This is a genomic window from Arthrobacter sp. ZBG10 (genome assembly GCF_001238605.1).
GTDB lineage: Bacteria > Actinomycetota > Actinomycetes > Actinomycetales > Micrococcaceae > Arthrobacter.
Genome location: NZ_LFQH01000032.1, coordinates 14,610 through 30,959, shown reverse-complemented (window position 1 = coordinate 30,959; position 16,350 = coordinate 14,610). Strand labels below are relative to the sequence as shown.

The 16,350-nt window shown below is 68.5% G+C and carries 11 protein-coding genes and 1 pseudogene; 5 read left to right on the top strand and 7 right to left on the bottom strand.

Annotated elements, in window-relative coordinates:
* The 4 genes and pseudogenes from ACU18_RS19895 to ACU18_RS08265 all read right to left on the bottom strand — a co-directional run.
* Positions 1-584, bottom strand: a pseudogene (locus ACU18_RS19895) (hypothetical protein); the annotation flags it as partial.
* 469 nt (positions 585-1,053) lie between these two features.
* Positions 1,054-1,983: a glycosyltransferase family 2 protein gene (locus tag ACU18_RS08275; protein ID WP_050685070.1), complete on the bottom strand. Its 930-nt coding sequence runs from the start codon at positions 1,981-1,983 to the stop codon at positions 1,054-1,056.
* Positions 1,984-2,008: 25 nt separating this feature from the next.
* Positions 2,009-3,550 carry a lipopolysaccharide biosynthesis protein gene (locus ACU18_RS08270; protein ID WP_050685069.1) on the bottom strand — a complete coding sequence of 514 codons (1,542 nt, stop codon included), beginning with the start codon at positions 3,548-3,550 and terminating at the stop codon, positions 2,009-2,011.
* Positions 3,547-4,698 (bottom strand): glycosyltransferase, encoded by a 1,152-nt coding sequence (locus ACU18_RS08265; protein ID WP_231686033.1) that lies wholly within the window; start codon positions 4,696-4,698, stop codon positions 3,547-3,549. The genes ACU18_RS08270 and ACU18_RS08265 overlap by 4 nt, the downstream gene beginning before the upstream one ends.
* A gap of 236 nt (positions 4,699-4,934) precedes the next feature.
* On the opposite strand from ACU18_RS08265, the gene ACU18_RS08260 reads away from it, so the two are divergent.
* From ACU18_RS08260 to ACU18_RS08250, 3 genes are read left to right on the top strand one after another with little or no spacing between them, the layout of a single operon-like run.
* Complete coding sequence (locus tag ACU18_RS08260) at positions 4,935-6,380, top strand: polysaccharide biosynthesis tyrosine autokinase (RefSeq protein ID WP_197273545.1); 1,446 nt, start codon at positions 4,935-4,937, stop codon at positions 6,378-6,380.
* A gap of 44 nt (positions 6,381-6,424) precedes the next feature.
* Positions 6,425-7,732 (top strand): O-antigen ligase family protein, encoded by a 1,308-nt coding sequence (locus tag ACU18_RS08255; RefSeq protein WP_050685066.1) that lies wholly within the window; start codon positions 6,425-6,427, stop codon positions 7,730-7,732.
* On the top strand, positions 7,729-9,288 hold the full coding sequence (locus tag ACU18_RS08250; RefSeq protein WP_050685065.1) for a glycerophosphodiester phosphodiesterase family protein: 1,560 nt from the start codon (positions 7,729-7,731) through the stop codon (positions 9,286-9,288). Before ACU18_RS08255 ends, ACU18_RS08250 begins: the two co-directional genes overlap by 4 nt.
* Before the next feature lie 20 nt (positions 9,289-9,308).
* Here ACU18_RS08250 and ACU18_RS08245 read toward each other — a convergent pair whose 3' ends face one another.
* The 3 genes from ACU18_RS08245 to ACU18_RS08235 are packed head-to-tail and all read right to left on the bottom strand — an operon-like array spanning position 9,309 to position 11,583.
* A complete protein-coding gene (locus tag ACU18_RS08245; RefSeq protein ID WP_050685064.1) occupies positions 9,309-9,530 on the bottom strand; it encodes an SCO4848 family membrane protein in 222 nt (73 codons plus the stop codon).
* Positions 9,531-9,534: 4 nt separating this feature from the next.
* Positions 9,535-10,032: a DUF2505 domain-containing protein gene (locus tag ACU18_RS08240; protein WP_050685063.1), complete on the bottom strand. Its 498-nt coding sequence runs from the start codon at positions 10,030-10,032 to the stop codon at positions 9,535-9,537.
* 42 nt (positions 10,033-10,074) lie between these two features.
* A complete protein-coding gene (locus ACU18_RS08235) occupies positions 10,075-11,583 on the bottom strand; it encodes an SDR family oxidoreductase (protein WP_050685062.1) in 1,509 nt (502 codons plus the stop codon).
* A 266-nt stretch (positions 11,584-11,849) separates the two neighbouring features.
* Between ACU18_RS08235 and mfd the strand changes: the two genes are divergently transcribed.
* Both mfd and ACU18_RS08225 read left to right on the top strand, forming a co-directional pair.
* Entirely contained in the window at positions 11,850-15,527 is a 3,678-nt protein-coding gene (gene mfd, locus ACU18_RS08230) for a transcription-repair coupling factor (protein WP_050685061.1), read from the top strand.
* Positions 15,527-16,339, top strand: a complete 813-nt coding sequence (locus ACU18_RS08225; protein ID WP_050685060.1) for a metal-dependent hydrolase — start codon at positions 15,527-15,529, stop codon at positions 16,337-16,339. Before mfd ends, ACU18_RS08225 begins: the two co-directional genes overlap by 1 nt.
* The last annotated feature ends 11 nt before the right edge of the window (positions 16,340-16,350 follow it).

Here is a 16,350-nt window from a genome sequence, read left to right as displayed (position 1 = left end):
TCGACGGGGGCCGGAGCCTCAACCGGAGCCGGAGCGTCCACACTGGGGGCGGGGGCTTCAACGGGTGCCGGAGCGTCCACGGTTTCCTTGACGGGTGCCTTCACGGTCTCAACCGTGGCAGGTACCGGAGCCGCCACGGCGTCGGCAGGTTCCACCGGAGCTGCTGCAGCCACGGTGCCGGGTGCCTTGGCGGCCCCGACCGGAACGGGTGCTGCTGCAACGGCCGGGGCAGGGGTGGGTGCCTGCGCGGCAGGAGCGGCAGGGGCCGCCGGAGCCGCTGCTGATGCCGGGGACTTGCCGGTGTCCGCAAGGGCTGCAGCCGGGGCCTCGGGGGTGTCGATGGTGTCGACGGCCGGAGCAGGCGGTACTACTTTGGAAGTTGAGGGGGCTTTGGTGCCCGTTGCCTGGCCCTGTGTGGGGGCTGCTGCGGGGGCCTTGGTCCCCGGCGCTACGGCGGCGCTGTCGGTGATGCCGGCTGCTGACAGTTCGGAGCATCCGGACAGTGCCAGTGCTGCGACCGTCAGGGCGGCGCCCACGGCATAGCTGGTCCTGATGTTTTTGCTGACGGCTTTGCTGATAGCCATAGGGTGTACCTCTCGAGTTCGTCTCCGGGCACGGGGAGACACATGGAGGCATAACCTGGCTGCGCATGGCAAAGCCGGGCTGGTCTACCTGACGTGTGGCATCAGCAAAAGGGCTTGCGCCGGAAGGCGAAGCAGGGGTGACCGCGCTTCGACTGTGCTGACTTCTCCCGTAGGCATCCCCGACCCCGGCTGTTGACTGCAACGCTATTTGAGGTTTTGTTGTGTTGCAAACCGATAACGGTGCAAATGGGCAAGGATCGACACGTTTCGGTTAGGTAACGATGGTTTTTTTTGCATCGTCAAAACTACCAACACGCCGTCCCGAGCAGGAGCTTCGCAAAACGACCCAGGGAGCGCCACAACCGTCCCGGAAAATCTTTTTGTGATCCTGCTCAACACAGGGCCCAACTGTCTTATTTGTAACGTAGGCCACGCCGCTGGACTGTCGGGCCCCGGTAACGGAGACTGGTCAGTTGCGCCGGTACTCGCTGTAAACATACCCGGCCGCTCCGGACAGCATGCCTGAGCCCCTGGCAATGTTGCGCATGCCCCGTGCCCGGAGCGACATGGAGCCGCCTGCCAGGCCCCCCAGAACCCGTACCGTCCCCCCGGCGACGCGGATCGAACCCGCCGCGAAGGCCCGGCTCCGGGCTGCCGCCCGTGCCGGCGCCGAACCGGCCAGCTCAACGTCAACCCGGACGTTGGCGTTCCCGCTGCGGAACGCCCGGCGCAGCACCCAGTCCCGCGTCAGCCGGCCGGTGGGTACCCGGTCCACCACCACGGCCTCGTCACACCACACCATGGTCCCGCCCAGCTGTGCAAGCCGGCGGGTGAAGAGCGTATCCGAACCGCCCGTAATGCCAAACTTCTCGTCAAACGCGAGGCCCAGCGCGTGGACCTTCCCCATATCGAGCAGCAGGTTGTTGGTGGCCGCCACGTCGATCAGCGATCCGGTGGCGAGCCGGCGCCGGTCAAAAAACCTGCCAGCCTGGATCCAAGCCTCGGGCGGCTCGGCATATTCACTGATCACCGGACCCACCACGGCCGCCGCCGCCGTGGCGCGGTACTGCGCCAGCAGGTGCCGCAGCCACTGCTCCGACGGCACCTCGTCGTCGTCGATGAACACCAGGAGGGAGTCGGAAACCGCCTCGCGGATGGCCCGGTTCCTGGCGGCAGCGATTCCAGGCCGGGGTTCGTGCACGTATTTGACCAGCGACGACGGATAGTCCTCCACCGTCTGCCGGGCACTGCCAGCGGGGTCGTTGTCCACCACCAGCACGGTGGCAGCCAGGTCCACCGAACGGGCCTGGTCCAGGAGGCGCGGGAGCACCACCAGGAGGTCTTCCGGGCGCTTGTACGTAAGCACCGCAATCACAAGCTGCTCCGCTGTCTGGATCATGGCCTGCCTTTCGCCGGGGTTATGTTCATTGATCGAAGCCCTGCCGTTTGCCAAAAAGGGCGGCTGCCTGCCGCCGGAACTTCTCCACGTGGCTGCGGTGGCACAGGAACAGGACAGCCGCAAAAAGCAGGAGGAACACAGCCAGGCCAAGGGCCGTGGTGGCTGCAAGGGGAAGGTCCAGCAAGCCGATGCCGAGGCAGCCGGCCGCGCCCCACAGGGCGCCGTGGACGGCGGGCCAGATCACCGCGAGCTGGGCGCTGATCCGGACCTGGGTCAGGCGGGCCTGGATCAGCAGCAGCACCGGAACCAGGAACAGGCCGGCCCCCACCAGGCCCACCGCCACCCCCAGCAGGCCAAACTGCAGGCCCACCACGATGCCGCCCACCTGGACCAGGGCCGCGAGCACCTCGTAGCGGAGGATCAGGCCGCCCTTGCCCAGCCCCTTCATCAGGGTGGGAGTTATGTAAAACACCGTCTCCCGGGCACCGCCAATGGCCAGGACACTGATGATCGGGGCGGCCGCCAGCCATGCCTCGCCAAGGACCAGTTGGACCAGCTCGGGTGCGGCGCAGGCAATGTAGGCCATCAGGGGCACCGCCGTCATTGCGGTGATCCTGGTGACCGAGGTGAGGTGGAACGCAACCTTGGCAGGATCATCGCTGGCCCGGGAAAAGACAGGAAACATCACCCGGTTGATGGTTTGTCCCACCAGCTGGACCGGAAGCACCATGATCCGGTACGCCATTCCGTAGAGGGAAAGCGATGCGAGCCCAAGGAACCGGCCCACCAGGACGTTGTCCATGTTCCGGGAAAAGTACGCGAGGAAGTTGGTGCAGAAGACGCTGAAGCTGAAGGCCAGCATGGGCAGGACTTCCCGCAGATGGTGGTTTGGCCAGGGCCCCCTCGCGGCCGCCAGCAGGAGTGCGGCGGTGACCAGGTCGGTGGCGATCACCTGGTATGCCAGGGCGAAATAGCCGGCGCCCAGAAGTGCTGAGGAGATGCCGCAGGCGGCACCGCCCACGGCGCCGGCGATGTCCGCCCTGGCCACCAGCGCGAACTTCAGTTCCCGGCTGAGCATGGCACGGGGCGTGATGGCCAGGCCCTTAAGGGGGATGGCAACCGCAAGCGGCACCAGCAGCACGGCAAGTTCCGGCGCCCCAAAAAAACCGGCGACGGCGGTAGCCAACTGGAGTGCGGCCACCCCGATGGCCACCGACATCAGCAGGTTCAGGGTGGCTGTGGCCCCCGCCGCGCGCCGGCTGACGGCCGGGCGCTGGACCAGCGCCGCGGCCAGCCCCTGGTCCAGGAACAGCGCAGCGAAGGTGGTGAACACCGTGGCGGCGGAGATGATGCCGTAACTCGCCGGGCCCAGGATCCTGGCGAGGACCAGCGCTGCCAGCATCTGGAAACCCTGGCGGGCGATGACTGCGGCCATGGTCCAGCGCACACCGCTGGCAGCCGGGCGGCCCGCAAAAGTACTTCCCACAGGGTGGGCGCCTGCACCTTTGCCGGCCGACGGCTTCCCCTCGGCGCGGTGCAGGCCGGCAGGGGAGCCGTTGCGGCTCATGCCTGCCCGGTTGCTTGGCTGAGATGCCGGAACATTTCCTCGCCATACAGGACCGGGCTGTGTTTGGCCCGTGCCAGGGAGGCGTCGCGTGCTGCGGCGCTGCGGTACACCGCCCACTGGGACGCCACCGTCTCCAGGGCATCCGCCAGGCCCTGGACGCTGCCGGGAGCCACAAACTGCACCGAGTCATAGGCGCCGGCGGCCTCCCGCAGCCCGGAAATACTGCTCGCCACCAGGGGCCGGGCCGCAAGGATCGCCTCCACTGCCGTGTTGCCGAAGGATTCGTCCAGCCGGGACGGCACCACTGCCACGTCTGCATCCGCAAGGAAGGGCCAGACGTCCGACTGGTACCCATGGAACGCCACTGATGCCCCGGCACCCTGCCCGGCAACCCGCTGGCGGAGGTCCAACTCGTAAGCGTCTGCGCCGGGTACGGCGCCGCCCACCACATCGAGATGCGTGGGATGGCCCTTGCGGTTCAGCTGCGCGATCGCCTCCACCACAACGTCCACGCCTTTCCGGTGCGAGAGCCGGCCGACGTAAAGCACGCGCAGCCCGCCGTCGAGCCTTCCCCTGGAACGTGCCTCCGTGGCGGGCCCGGGCACTCCGTTGTAGATGACGGTGCTCCTGCCCTGCAGGCTCGGCAGGGAGCGGACCAGCGTGTCGGCAGTGAACTGGCTGTTGGCCACGATGCTGGTGGCGAAGGACAGCGGCAGGGCGAGCAGGGCCTGCTGGAGCCGGGGCGCATAGGCTTCGGCTTCGTGGACATGGACCACCGCGGGAACGCCGCAGAGCCGGGCCAGCGCCGCCCAGAGCGGGACGGTGCTGGTATTGGCCAGCAGTACATCCGGTTTGCAGCGCCGGATGAGTCCGATGCCTCCGGCGGTGCCCCGGATCGCGTCGGCGGTAAAGCGCGTCGCCCCGGACGGCGTCAGCATGGACCGGCGCAGCACCGGCGTGGGGCACAGCACCACCGCCGCACCCCGGCCCTGGAGCTCCGCCACCAGCGGGCCCTCTGCAGGCACGGTGACCAGCACCCGGGCGCCGCCGCGCAGCAGGCCTTCGACTGTTTCGAGCAGGACCTTGTCCGCGCCATAGAGATCTGCGGAGGGATGCGCAATCAGGACTGAGAGCCGGTGCCCGTTCACAGTACCTCCATCCAGTGTTGAAGGGGTCAGGAAGTGGCCGACAGGCGGCCTTGGTTCCATAGTGGGGGCGGTGGCTGCCGCGGCCGGGTGCCTTGACCCAACCTTGAGGGAAAGTTGCGGCTGGGAAGCCCCGGCCGGCCTTCCGCCGCCCGGATGCAGCGGTCAATAATGAACGCCTACCAACGGTGTGGTCCGGGACGTCCGGCTGCGTACGTAACCGGGAGGCCATATTGGATTTGTCAGAGTATCTCCGCGCCGTGGTGCGTGGCTGGTGGATCATCGTGGCGTGCGCCCTGGCAGGACTGCTCGGTGCTGTCGCTTTTACCGCGTCCATCCAGCCCATGTACCAAAGCACTGTCAGGTTTTTTGTGGTGGCACCTCCGGTCAACGGGCAATCGGCGCTGCAGTCCGATGAACTCTCCCGCGGCCGCATCGTCTCCTACGCCGCCCTGGTCAAGAGCGACCAGTTCGTCTCCCGCCTGGTCAGCGACACCGGACTGGGAGTGACCGGCCCGGAAGCAGAATCCAGCATCAGCGCCTCCGCAGACAAGGACACGCTGCTGCTGACGGTGGAAGTCACCATGCCCGACGCCGGCAAAGCCTTCGCCACGGCCACCGCCATAGCCCGGAATTTTGGGTCGGCGGTGCACGAACTTGAGGAAAGCCGGGTTCCCACCACCGCGCAGACGGTGCTGACCGTTGTATCCGGCCCCACCGAACCGGGCAGCCAGGTCTCCCCCCGGGAGAGCCTGAACTATGGACTTGGGCTGCTGGTGGGTGCCGCCTTGGGTATCGGGATTGCGGTAACCCGCCGCGTGCTGGACCGGACCCTCATTACTCCTGAACAAATCGAGGAAGCCGGCGGTGTCCGGGTTCTGGCCCGCATCCCGGCCGGCCGGAATGCCAAGGCGCTGAACCGTATCCTCAGGTCCCCGGATGATGCCCTGGTGACCGAGGCGGCACGGCGGCTGCGCACCAACATCGACTTCCTGCCCGAGGCCGCCGGCCTGAGGTCGCTCACGGTAACGTCCGCAACATATGCGGAGGGCAAGACCTCGGTGGCGCTGCTGCTGGCGAAGGCCTGGGCAGAGAACGGGCACACGGTCCTCCTGGTCGAAGCCGACCTGCGGCGGCCCCGCCTGGCGCAGGAACTTGGCCTGGCGAAGCCCACCGGCCTGTCCAACGTCCTTTCCGGCCAGGTGGCCGCGGACAAAGCGGTCCAGGAAAGCGGGATACCCGGCCTGCAGGTGATGGCGGCCGGGACCGTCCCGCCCCGTCCCACCGCCCTGCTGGGCGGCGGCCCCGTGCGCACCATGCTGGCGGAGCTGGCACCGAAGTTCAGCAGGATCGTGGTGGACGCCACGCCGCTGCAGCCGATGAGCGATGCCGCACTGCTCGCAGCAGTCACCGACGGTGCGATCGTGGTGGTCAGGCACCAGCACGTCACGGCGGAGATCCTGGCCGCCTCCCTGGCCAACCTGCGCGCCGTCAACAGCACCCTGCTGGGCGTCGCCGCCACCTTCTTGCCGAACCGGCTCGCCGAATCCCACCGCCAGGGTTCGTTCCCTCGGCTCAGCGGGCGGTTTCGCCGCCGGATCCGCCCGCAGGAACCCACCAGGAAGGCAGCCGCGCAGAACCCGGCCCGCGACCGCGTGCCGGCCACCCGATCCCACCGCGGCTGATCAGGTTGCCGGCGGCTGGGTCGCTGATGGACAAGGTGGCATAAATGCAGCTGGGACTATGGATCGGGCTGTGCTTCGCGGCCGCTTTCCTGCTGCGCTCGCGGCCCCGGATCCTGGTGGGATCTGTCCTTGCCCTTTGGTTCCTGGTCCCCGCCGTGGGCAGCCAGGTGGTCACCGGCGTTCCATCCGGTCCGCTGTCGCTGCACGCCGCCAGTTGGCTGATCCTCGCGGTTTTCCTGGCCCGGCTGCTGGATGCGCCGGCCGCTTTTGGCCAGGTCCTGGGCAGGCATTTTGTCCTCTTCCTGGCCCTCGCCGTGGTGGTCGCGGCCGCGGTCCTTGCCTCCCGGGCCGCTGATTCCGGCGGCGGGATGGTCCTGCTGGCCGACCAGATCGTGGCGCCGGTCCTGTTTTTCTTCCTGCTGCTCACCCTCTCCATCACAGACGCCGGCCTGGCGGTCTGGTTGCGGAACCTGCTGCTGTGGCTCGTCGCGGCGGTGTGCGCAGTGGCGCTGCTGCAGTGGCTCACGCACAGTCCCTTGGTCTACGAGCAGGGCTTCAGCAAGCAGTACTGGTACAAGCCGGAGAACAACCGCTGGATGGGGACCCTGGACCAGCCGCTGGCCCTGTCCCTGGTCATCGTCGCCGTTGCCCCGCTGGTGGCCGGGCTGAAACGGAACCTGGTCCAGCTGGTGCTGCTGGTCCTGATGATTGTGGGGATCCTGATCACCCAGTCCAGGGCCGGGCTGGTGGTCCTGGCGGCCTGCGTGGCAGTGGTGGTGCTTTTTGCCCGCCGTCCGGCCTGGCTCAAAGGAATCCTGCTGGCACTGATTGCCGCCGCCGCGATCCTCATCACCACGTCCCCCCTGATTGAGGGTGTGGTGGGCAGGATTGAGGACGACACCGGCTCGACGGAGGCCAGGGCATTGTCCCTGCAGTACTTCTTCAACCACTGGGGTGACTACGCCATCGCGGGCCAGGGGAGCGGTGCGAGCTACCGGGTGGCGGTACAGGGCGGCCTGGAGACGAGCTTTGAAAACCCGCTCCTGATGTACAGCGTGGACTTCGGCATCGCTTTTGCCGTGCTGTACTTCGGGACCATGGTGGCTCTGCTCCTCCGGCACGGCCTGCACCACCGGGTCCGCGGGCTGACGCTGGCGGCCATCCTTGTGATTGCGGTGCCGCAGACGTACAGTTCCCTGGCCACCCGCTCGGTAGCGGGAATCCTGGTGTGGACAGTGCTTGCCATGTTGGTGATGGCAGCGGAAGCAGCCCGCCGGGAACGGCAGGAAGCAGCCAGGACGGCACGCCACCCCGAGGAACCCGCAGGCACCAGGACGGCGGCAGCCCCGTGAGGACCGGACCTGACCGGCGGACGTTCCTGGGCCTGGCAGCAGCCGGCGCGGCCTGGTCCCTGACGGGCTGCCAGGCCTGCCCGGACCCCGTTGACCGGACAGTTCCCGGCGACCTGGCCGGCACGGGGAAACCAGGAACCACGGCAACCTCCGCCGGCGTCCCCCTGCAGCCGGTAGCCGACGTGCCGCTGGCCCCCGCCGGCCCCGCCACCATCACCGACCTCCTGACCACGCCCAGTTTCTACATCGCCCACCGCGGCTCGGGTGACAACTGGACCGAACACACGCTCCGGGCCTACCGGGAGTCCGCCGCACTGGGCATCAAAGCCATCGAAGTCTCCGTATCGGCCACCTCGGACGGCGTCCTGATCTGCCACCACGACCCCGACCTGGCCCGGATGACCGGCCGGGACTTCCTGATCTCCGCCACGTCGCTGGCCACTGTGGCAACCCTGCGGAACGATGCCCGGGCCTGGCTGGGACCCGCCACCGGCCGGGAACCGGTCCCGGAACTGCAGGAGGTCCTGGACCTCCTGCTGGCGGACACCGTCATTTTCCTGGAGGACAAACAAGGCACCAACCAGGAGGAAATCCTGGCCCTGCTGGCGGGCTACCCGGACGCCCGGGACCACATCGTGTGGAAGCAGCCCGCCCAGTCCAAGGCGCATGCGGAGGCGCGCAGGAACGGGTACACCACTTGGGGCTACTTCGGCTCCGGCACCCTGGACGGCGCGGCGGCGTATTTCGACGCCGTGGATCTGCTGGGCGTCCCCGCCCTGGCCCCGACAGAAAACATCCGGCAGTTTGTGGCCACCGGAAAGCCCGTCATCGGGTGGGAGGTCCACCGGCGAAGCGAGCGGGACCGCTTGTTGGGCCTGGGGGTCCGGGGCATGATGTGCGCCAACGCCCCCTACGTCCTGCAGCGGGAGCCAGTAGCCGCCGCGGACGCGTTCACCACCGGGCAGCGGGCGCCGGGGGACCTGCCGTGGGATGCGGACAGCCATTGGCAGGAGCAGCCGACGTTCACCGGATCGGCGCTGCGCATGGCGTCCGCCACCACCGCCGCCTACACGCTGGGCTCCATGGGCCCCATCCAGGCGGCGGAGTGGTTATTGGAATTCGAGCTCCGCTGGCCGGCCGGCGTGCCGGGCCAGGCGTACGGTGCCGGGATCATGTTCGCCCTGGCGGATGACTCCCCTTGGCGTCCCGGACAGGTCAGCGGGCAGGGTGGATACCTGCTGGACGCCCGGCCGGACGGCCGGCTGATCCTCTACCGCGTGGACCGGGGCAGCGCAGCGGGCACAGTGCTGGGCGAGGCCGGCGGGGCGCCGGCGCGGGCCGGGCAGTGGCAGCAGTTCCAGGTTGCCGTCACCGCGGCCGGGATATCCGCCGGCCGCGGCGGCACGCAGGGCCTTACCAGCACCGATGCGGCGTTCCGGGGCGGCTACTTCGCGTTGGCAAAAAATTACGACGGCGGCCCTCCGGTTGAGTTCCGGAACGTGCGGACCGGCCCCGCGCCGCAGCCAGGCACGGCGGGCCAGGCCTGCCCCGCCTGACCTGGCTGCGCTGCCGGGCTTCAGCCCAGCAGCCCCATGATGCCGATGACCGCCGTGGCAGCGCCCAGCACCATGGAGATGCTGACCAGCACCACGTGGACAGTCAGGAACCTCGTGGCTTTCCCGGCGGCGTCCCGGGCCCGGGTGTCCTTCATAACGCGGCGCAGGAACTGCGGCCACACCACGAGGGACCAGGCGCCGGCGATGATCAGGACGAGCGCAGGGAAAACAGGCAGGTCCACGGGATCAGTGGCTTTCCAGCCAGGCCTGCGCCTGCTTGGCCTGCAGGTTCAGGGCCTTGGCCACCATGGGCTCGGCGGCGTCGGCAATTTTTCCGCCGAGGAACGGGACCGAGGACTTGACCGCGCCCTCAAGCTCAACCCGGGTGCCGCCGTCGGCCGCCACCAGGCGCTGCACCGCGGTGACGTCCACGGGGGCGCCGCTGATCTTCAGGGAGATGTTGCTCTGGCGTGAACCGTCGGCCGCCGGGGCGTCCCAGTTCTCCACCTGCGTGACCTTCAGGCTTTCGCCAACGAACTTCCGGGCAATCTCCGGCAGGCGCGTGGTGGGCAGGGTGCGGACCGACGTGGCGCTGAACGCACCGGCAACATCGCCGTCCACGGCGAAGGACTCGAGGGTGCCCCCCACCAGCTCGCTCACGTGGCGCTGGAAATCCTCGTTGACCAGCACGGCAGCGACGCTGTTGACGGAATGCGGAAGGGTGGTGACGGCGTTCAGGGCCATGGGTCCTCCAGGGACGTGGGAGCGGATCGGGCTCCCAACATCCTACGGGTTGCCGGTTGCCTGCTCCGCATCAACAATCTTCTGCGCCGCGTCCGTGATATTGCGCGCCATGGCAGGGAAAATCAGGCTGTGGAACGGCAAAACCGCGAGCCAGTACAGGCGCCCGCTCAGGCCTTTGGGGAAGAAGATGGCGCGCTGACGGTATGTGCTGCCGGTGCCGTCGGGTTCCACTGAGAGTTCCAGCCACGCCCGGCCCGGCGCCCGCATTTCCGCGCGCAGCCGCAAGAGCTTGCCGCGGTCGATCCGCTCCACCCGCCACCAGTCCACCACTTCGCCGATGGCCAGGTCCTTGGGATGGCGGCGGCCGCGGAGCAGGCCCGCGCCCCCCGTCAGCTTGTCCAGCCAGCCGCGGACCTGCCATGCCAGCGGCAGGGAGTACCAGCCGTTCCGGCCGCCGATGCCTTCGATGATCGTCCAGACATGGGCCGGATCCACGTCGCCGTGGAAGGTCCGCTCGTCGATGTAGACCTTGTGCCCGGCCCAGTCCGGGTCGCTGGGCAGCGGGTCGGAGGCCACCCCGGCGTTGGCCCAGGTGGTGACCACCTGGCCGTCCCGTTCCTTCCCCAGGGCCAGCGCCACAGCGGTGCGGTAGCTGGTCAGGCCGCCTTCCGGCTGCGGAATGTACTGGTCAATGTCGTGCTCGTCCGAGACGGCGTCGTGCTGCAGGGACTGCACCAGCGGCACGGCCATGGACAGCGGGATGGGGGTGGTCAGGGCCACCCACATGCCGGCCAGCTTGGGCGCCGGGACCGGCAGGGCCAGCACCACGCGGTAGGGCAGGCCGGCCTCCGCAGCGTACGCCTTCATCATGCCGGCGTAGGTGAGCACCTGGCGGCAGCCGATGTCGAAGGTCCTGTTGATGTGTCCCTCCAGCGACGCCGCGCCCACCAAGTAGTGCAGGACATCGCGGACGGCGATCGCCTCGATCCGGTTCCGCACCCAGCTGGGGGCCGGCATCAGCGGCAGCGTCTCGGACAGGTGGCGGATCATCTCGAACGACGCCGAGCCGGACCCGATCACCACACCGGCCTGGAAAACAATGGAGTCCACGCCGCTGTCCAGGAAGACCTTGCCCACGGTTTCCCGCGACCGCATGTGGGTGGACAGCTCCACCCCGCTGGGATGCAGGCCGCCCAGGAAAACAATGCGCTGCACACCTGCGTCCTTGGCGGCACGCGCGGCGGTTTCGGCCATGGCCTTTTCCTTGGCTTCAAAGCCCGTCCCCGCCGCCATGGAGTGCACCAGGTAATAAAAAACGTCGACGCCGGCCAGCGCGTCACGCAGGGCCTCGCCATCGTCCAGGCTGCTTTCGACCACTTCCACGTCATCCCGCCACGGGTTGCCGGCAATTTTGTCGGGGGAGCGGACCAGGACCTTGACCGTGTGGCCGGCCTCGAGGAGCCGGGGCACCAGCCTTCCGCCGATGTAACCGGTGGCTCCCGTTACCAGGACTGTCCTGGCCGGGCCGATGCTGCTGCTGGTTTCCGTCATGGTTTCTCCCTACGTCCGCAAGCGTTGATCCCCAAGAGGTTCGGAGCGGCAGCCCGGTTGGACCGGTGCTGGCGGGGCCAGGTTTCCCGGTGCCCGCCGGCCGCCCTGGCGCCTCTGCCCAGCCTAGCCGCAGGACTGTCGGTGCCGCGGGGTAGGCTGGGTTTACCCGGGATTCGAAAAGAATTCCGGGTTTTCGCGTTGCCTGATTCAGCCTGCCTGATTCCACCTTGCCTGATTTTCCGCTGCACACCACAGGAGCACCTGCCATGAGCCTTTCCGGTCCGCCCACCGCCGGTCCGTCGCTGGATGGACTGCGCCGAGCGCTCGCGCCGGACCAGTCCTTCTCCCGGGTCCGGGCAGAAGCCGGGCGGGGATTCGACGTCCGCGGGCAGGACTACCAGATCAGCGCGCCGGCCGGACTCCGGCCTGTCCTGCTGGCCGAGATGGTGGACGGTCTGACGGCGGCGGCTGCGGACCCGGATGCTAGTGCCGGTACCGGCACGCCCGGCGTTGTCCTGGCGGTCACCGCCACCGGCCGTGAAGCCGAGGACCTGGTGGCGGCGCTGCGCGCTTTCCTGCCCGCCGACTCCGTGGCGGAGTTCCCCAGCTGGGAGACGCTTCCGCACGAGCGGCTTTCACCCCGCTCCGACACCGTGGGCCGGCGGCTCTCCGTCCTGCGGCGGCTGGCGCACCCCGAAGGCTCTGCAGCGGGGCCGCTGCGGGTGGTGGTGGCGCCGGTACGCGCCGTGGTCCAGCCCATTGTGGCCGGCCTGGGCGAGCTGGTGCCCGTCACCCTTGCGGTGGGACAGGAAAGGCCCTTCACCGAGGTGGTCCGGAACCTCGCGGACGCCGCCTACGCCCGCGTGGACATGGTCACGCACCGCGGTGAATTCGCTGTGCGCGGCGGCATCCTGGACGTCTTCCCGCCCACGGAGGACCACCCCATCCGGGTGGAGTTCTTCGGCGACGAAGTGGACCAGATGCGCTGGTTCGCCGTGGCTGACCAGCGCTCGCTGTCCGCCCCGGGCATCAAGCACCCCACGGAACTGCACGCCCCGCCGTGCCGCGAAATCCTGATCACCCCCTCCGTGATGTCCCGGGCAGCGTCGCTGAAGACCCAGCTGCCTGCTGCGGCCGACATGTTGGAGAAGATCGCCGGCGGCATCACCGTGGAAGGCATGGAGTCCCTGGCCCCCGTCCTGGTGGACGCCATGGTCCCGTTTGTGGACCAGCTGCCCGCCGGGTCCATCGCCGTGGTGATCGAACCGGAAAAGGTCCGCGCCCGCGCCCACGACCTCGCCGCCACCAACGAGGAATTCCTGGAAGCGGCGTGGTCCACGGCGTCCGACGGCGGCACCGCGCCTTTGGACCTCAGCTCACAGGCGTCCGCTGCGCTGCACACCGCCAGTTTCCGGTCCCTGGCCGAAACCCGGAGCGCCTCCCTGGACCACGGGGTCTCCTGGTGGTCCATCACCTCGCTGGCGCAGGACACAGAACTGCTGCCTGACATCGACGTCCTGAACCTGCACGCCCGCGAACCCCGCGGCTACCAGGGCGACGTCGCCGAAATGATGGAGTTCATCGGCACCCACGTGCGCAACCAGTGGCGGATCGTCGTGGCCACGGAAGGTCCCGGCCCCGCGCAGCGCCTCGCCGAACTGTTCCACGACGCCGACATCCCCTGCGCCCGGGTGGACCGCCTGGACCAGGAGCCCCAGCCGGGCATCATCGAGGTGACCACTGCCGCCGTCGGACGCGGTTTTGTCCTCGACGGGCTCAAGCTGGGCCTGCTCACCGAAGCCGACCTGCTGGGCCGGACCTCCCCGGGGTCCACCAAGGACATGCGCCGGATGCCCTCCAAACGCCGCAACGCCGTGGACCCGCTGCAGCTGGTGGCGGGGGACCATGTGGTGCACGAACAGCACGGCATCGGCCGGTTTGTGGAGCTCATCCAGCGGAAGGTGGCCGGCGGCGGCGACGGCGTCCGCGAGTACCTGGTCCTCGAATACGCGCCCTCCAAGCGCGGCGCGCCCGGCGACCGGCTGTTTGTCCCCACCGACCAGCTGGACCAGGTGACCCGCTACGTGGGCGGCGACGCGCCGGTGCTCAGCAAAATGGGCGGCGCCGACTGGGCCAGCACCAAATCCAAGGCCCGGAAGGCCGTCAAGGAGATCGCCGGCGAACTCATCCGGCTGTACTCGGCCCGGATGGCGTCCCGCGGGCACGCCTTTGGCCCCGACACACCCTGGCAGCGGGAGCTTGAGGAAGCCTTCCCGTACGTGGAAACCCCTGACCAGCTGACCACCATCAACGAGGTCAAAGCGGACATGGAGCGGGAAATCCCCATGGACCGGCTGGTCTCCGGCGACGTGGGCTACGGCAAAACCGAGATCGCCGTCCGGGCGGCGTTCAAGGCGGTCCAGGACGGCAAACAGGTGGCGGTGCTGGTACCCACCACCCTGCTGGCACAGCAGCACTACGAGACCTTCACCGAACGGTTCTCCGGCTTCCCGCTCCGGGTCAAACCGCTGTCCCGTTTCCAAGGCACCAAGGAAGCGAAGGAGACGGCCGAGGGCGTCAAAAACGGCAGCGTGGACGTGGTGATCGGCACCCACCGGCTGCTGTCCAAGGACTTCGAGTTCAAGGACCTCGGCCTGGTGATCGTGGATGAGGAGCAGCGCTTCGGTGTGGAACACAAGGAAGCGCTGAAGAAGATGCGCACCAACGTGGACGTCCTGGCCATGAGCGCCACCCCCATTCCCCGGACCCTGGAGATGTCCCTGACCGGCATCCGGGAAACCTCCACCCTGGCCACCCCGCCGGAGGAACGCCACCCGGTCCTTACCTACGTGGGCCCGTACACGGACAAGCAGACCTCCGCGGCCATCCGGCGCGAGCTGATGCGCGAGGGCCAGGTGTTCCTGGTCCACAACCGCGTGTCCACCATTGAGCGGACCGCCGCCAAGATCCGGGAAATGGTGCCTGAGGCGCGGGTGGAGGTGGCCCACGGCAAGATGTCCGAGAGCCGCCTGGAACAGATCATCGTGGACTTCTGGGAACGGCGCTTCGACGTGCTGGTGTGCACCACCATCATCGAAACCGGGCTGGACATTTCCAACGCCAACACGCTCATTGTGGACGGTGCGGACAAATACGGCCTGTCCCAGCTGCACCAGCTCCGCGGCCGGGTGGGGCGCGGCCGCGAACGGGCCTACGCCTACTTCCTGTACCCCTCCGAGAAGCCCCTGGGCGAGGTGGCCCTGGAACGGCTCAAGGCCGTGGCCACCCACAACGAACTCGGCGCCGGCATGCAGCTGGCCATGAAGGACCTCGAAATCCGCGGCGCCGGCAACCTGCTGGGCGGCGAGCAGTCCGGCCACATCCAGGGCGTGGGCTTCGACCTGTACATCAGGCTGGTGGGCGAGGCGGTGGCTGACTTCCGCGGCGAGGCCGAGGAAAAGGCAGCCGAAATGAAGATCGAACTGCCGGTCAACGCGCACCTGCCGCACGACTACGTGCCGGGGGAGCGGCTGCGGCTGGAGGCCTACCGGAAGCTGGCGTCCGCGCTGACCCACGAGGCCATCGCTGAGGTCCTGGCCGAACTGGTGGACCGTTACGGCGAGCCGCCGCTGCCCACGCAGAACCTGGTGGCCGTGGCCCGCTTCCGGGTGGGGGCCCGCGAGGCCGGGCTCTCCGATGTGGCCCTGCAGGGCAACTTCATCAAGTTCTCCCCGGCCACGCTGCCCGAGTCCCGGGTGATGCGCCTGAACCGGATGTACCCCGGCGCGCAGTCCAAGCCGGCCCTTGATGCGGTGCTGCTGCCCAAGCCGAAGACGGCAAGGATCGGCGGCCGCGACCTGCAGGACGCCGAGATCCTGGAATGGGCCAACGGCGTGATCCGCAACATCTTCTCCGACGCGCCGCTGACGGCGGGCCAGGGGTGATGGGTGGCCACCACGCCGCGGCAGGTGCCGCGGCGTGGGTGGCGGTTGCCTCCACCGGCCCGTATACGCTGGGCTGGTATCCGCTGGATGCCACGGGAATCGTGATTGGCGGGATGACGACGGCGGGCACCGCCCTGGTGTGCGACTGGGACCACCGGTCCAGCACCATCGCGAACTCCCTGCCGCCGCTGTCCAACGCGGTGGCGGTGGGTATCGAGAACGCCAGCGGCGGGCACCGGCAAGGCACGCACTCGGTGGTTGGCGCAGCATGTTTTGTGCTGCTGGCCGTCGCCGTGGCCCAGTTCCAGGTGGATACACCGTGGGGGCTGCTGTCCGTCGGGGCAGGGCTGTTGTGCATGTTTATGATCAACATCGCCGCCAAGGCCCTCAAGCTGTTCCCAGCCTCCGGGTGGCTGACCAACTGGATTTTTGGGCTGCTGATGGCCGGCCTGGTGACCTGGTACGCCCCGGACCAGTGGACGTGGCTGCCCATGTCCATGCTGATCGGCGTGGTGGTCCACATCCTGGGTGACCTGGTCACCACCGGCGGTGTGCCGCTGCTGTGGCCCATTGTCATCAAACCGCCGAAGCTCTTCCGGAAAGTGCCGCTGTTGCGGAAGATCTGGCGGCCCAACGGGGCACTGTCCCTGCCGGTCCTGGGGCGGGCCGGCTCCAAACGCGAGTGGCTGGTGCTGATTCCCGTGAGCGCCTACGCCATGGTGGGACTGGCCATGGCCGCCTGGTCCATCGCCCGGACCCACCTGGGCGGGGTTTCCGCGGCCGCCGTGGCGTGGGTCCGGATCTGGTTCTGAACCCGTTTTGA

What these genes read in the sequence shown, in the direction of transcription:
- ACU18_RS08270 (WP_050685069.1), bottom strand. Translation starts at nt 3,550, where the DNA reads ATGAGCCGCAACGGCTCCCCTGCCGGCCTGCACCGCGCCGAGGGGAAG.
- ACU18_RS08275 (WP_050685070.1), bottom strand. Translation starts at nt 1,983, where the DNA reads ATGATCCAGACAGCGGAGCAGCTTGTGATTGCGGTGCTTACGTACAAG.
- mfd (WP_050685061.1), top strand. Translation starts at nt 11,850, where the DNA reads ATGAGCCTTTCCGGTCCGCCCACCGCCGGTCCGTCGCTGGATGGACTG.
- ACU18_RS08235 (WP_050685062.1), bottom strand. Translation starts at nt 11,583, where the DNA reads ATGACGGAAACCAGCAGCAGCATCGGCCCGGCCAGGACAGTCCTGGTA.
- ACU18_RS08255 (WP_050685066.1), top strand. Translation starts at nt 6,425, where the DNA reads ATGCAGCTGGGACTATGGATCGGGCTGTGCTTCGCGGCCGCTTTCCTG.
- ACU18_RS08225 (WP_050685060.1), top strand. Translation starts at nt 15,527, where the DNA reads ATGGGTGGCCACCACGCCGCGGCAGGTGCCGCGGCGTGGGTGGCGGTT.
- ACU18_RS08240 (WP_050685063.1), bottom strand. Translation starts at nt 10,032, where the DNA reads ATGGCCCTGAACGCCGTCACCACCCTTCCGCATTCCGTCAACAGCGTC.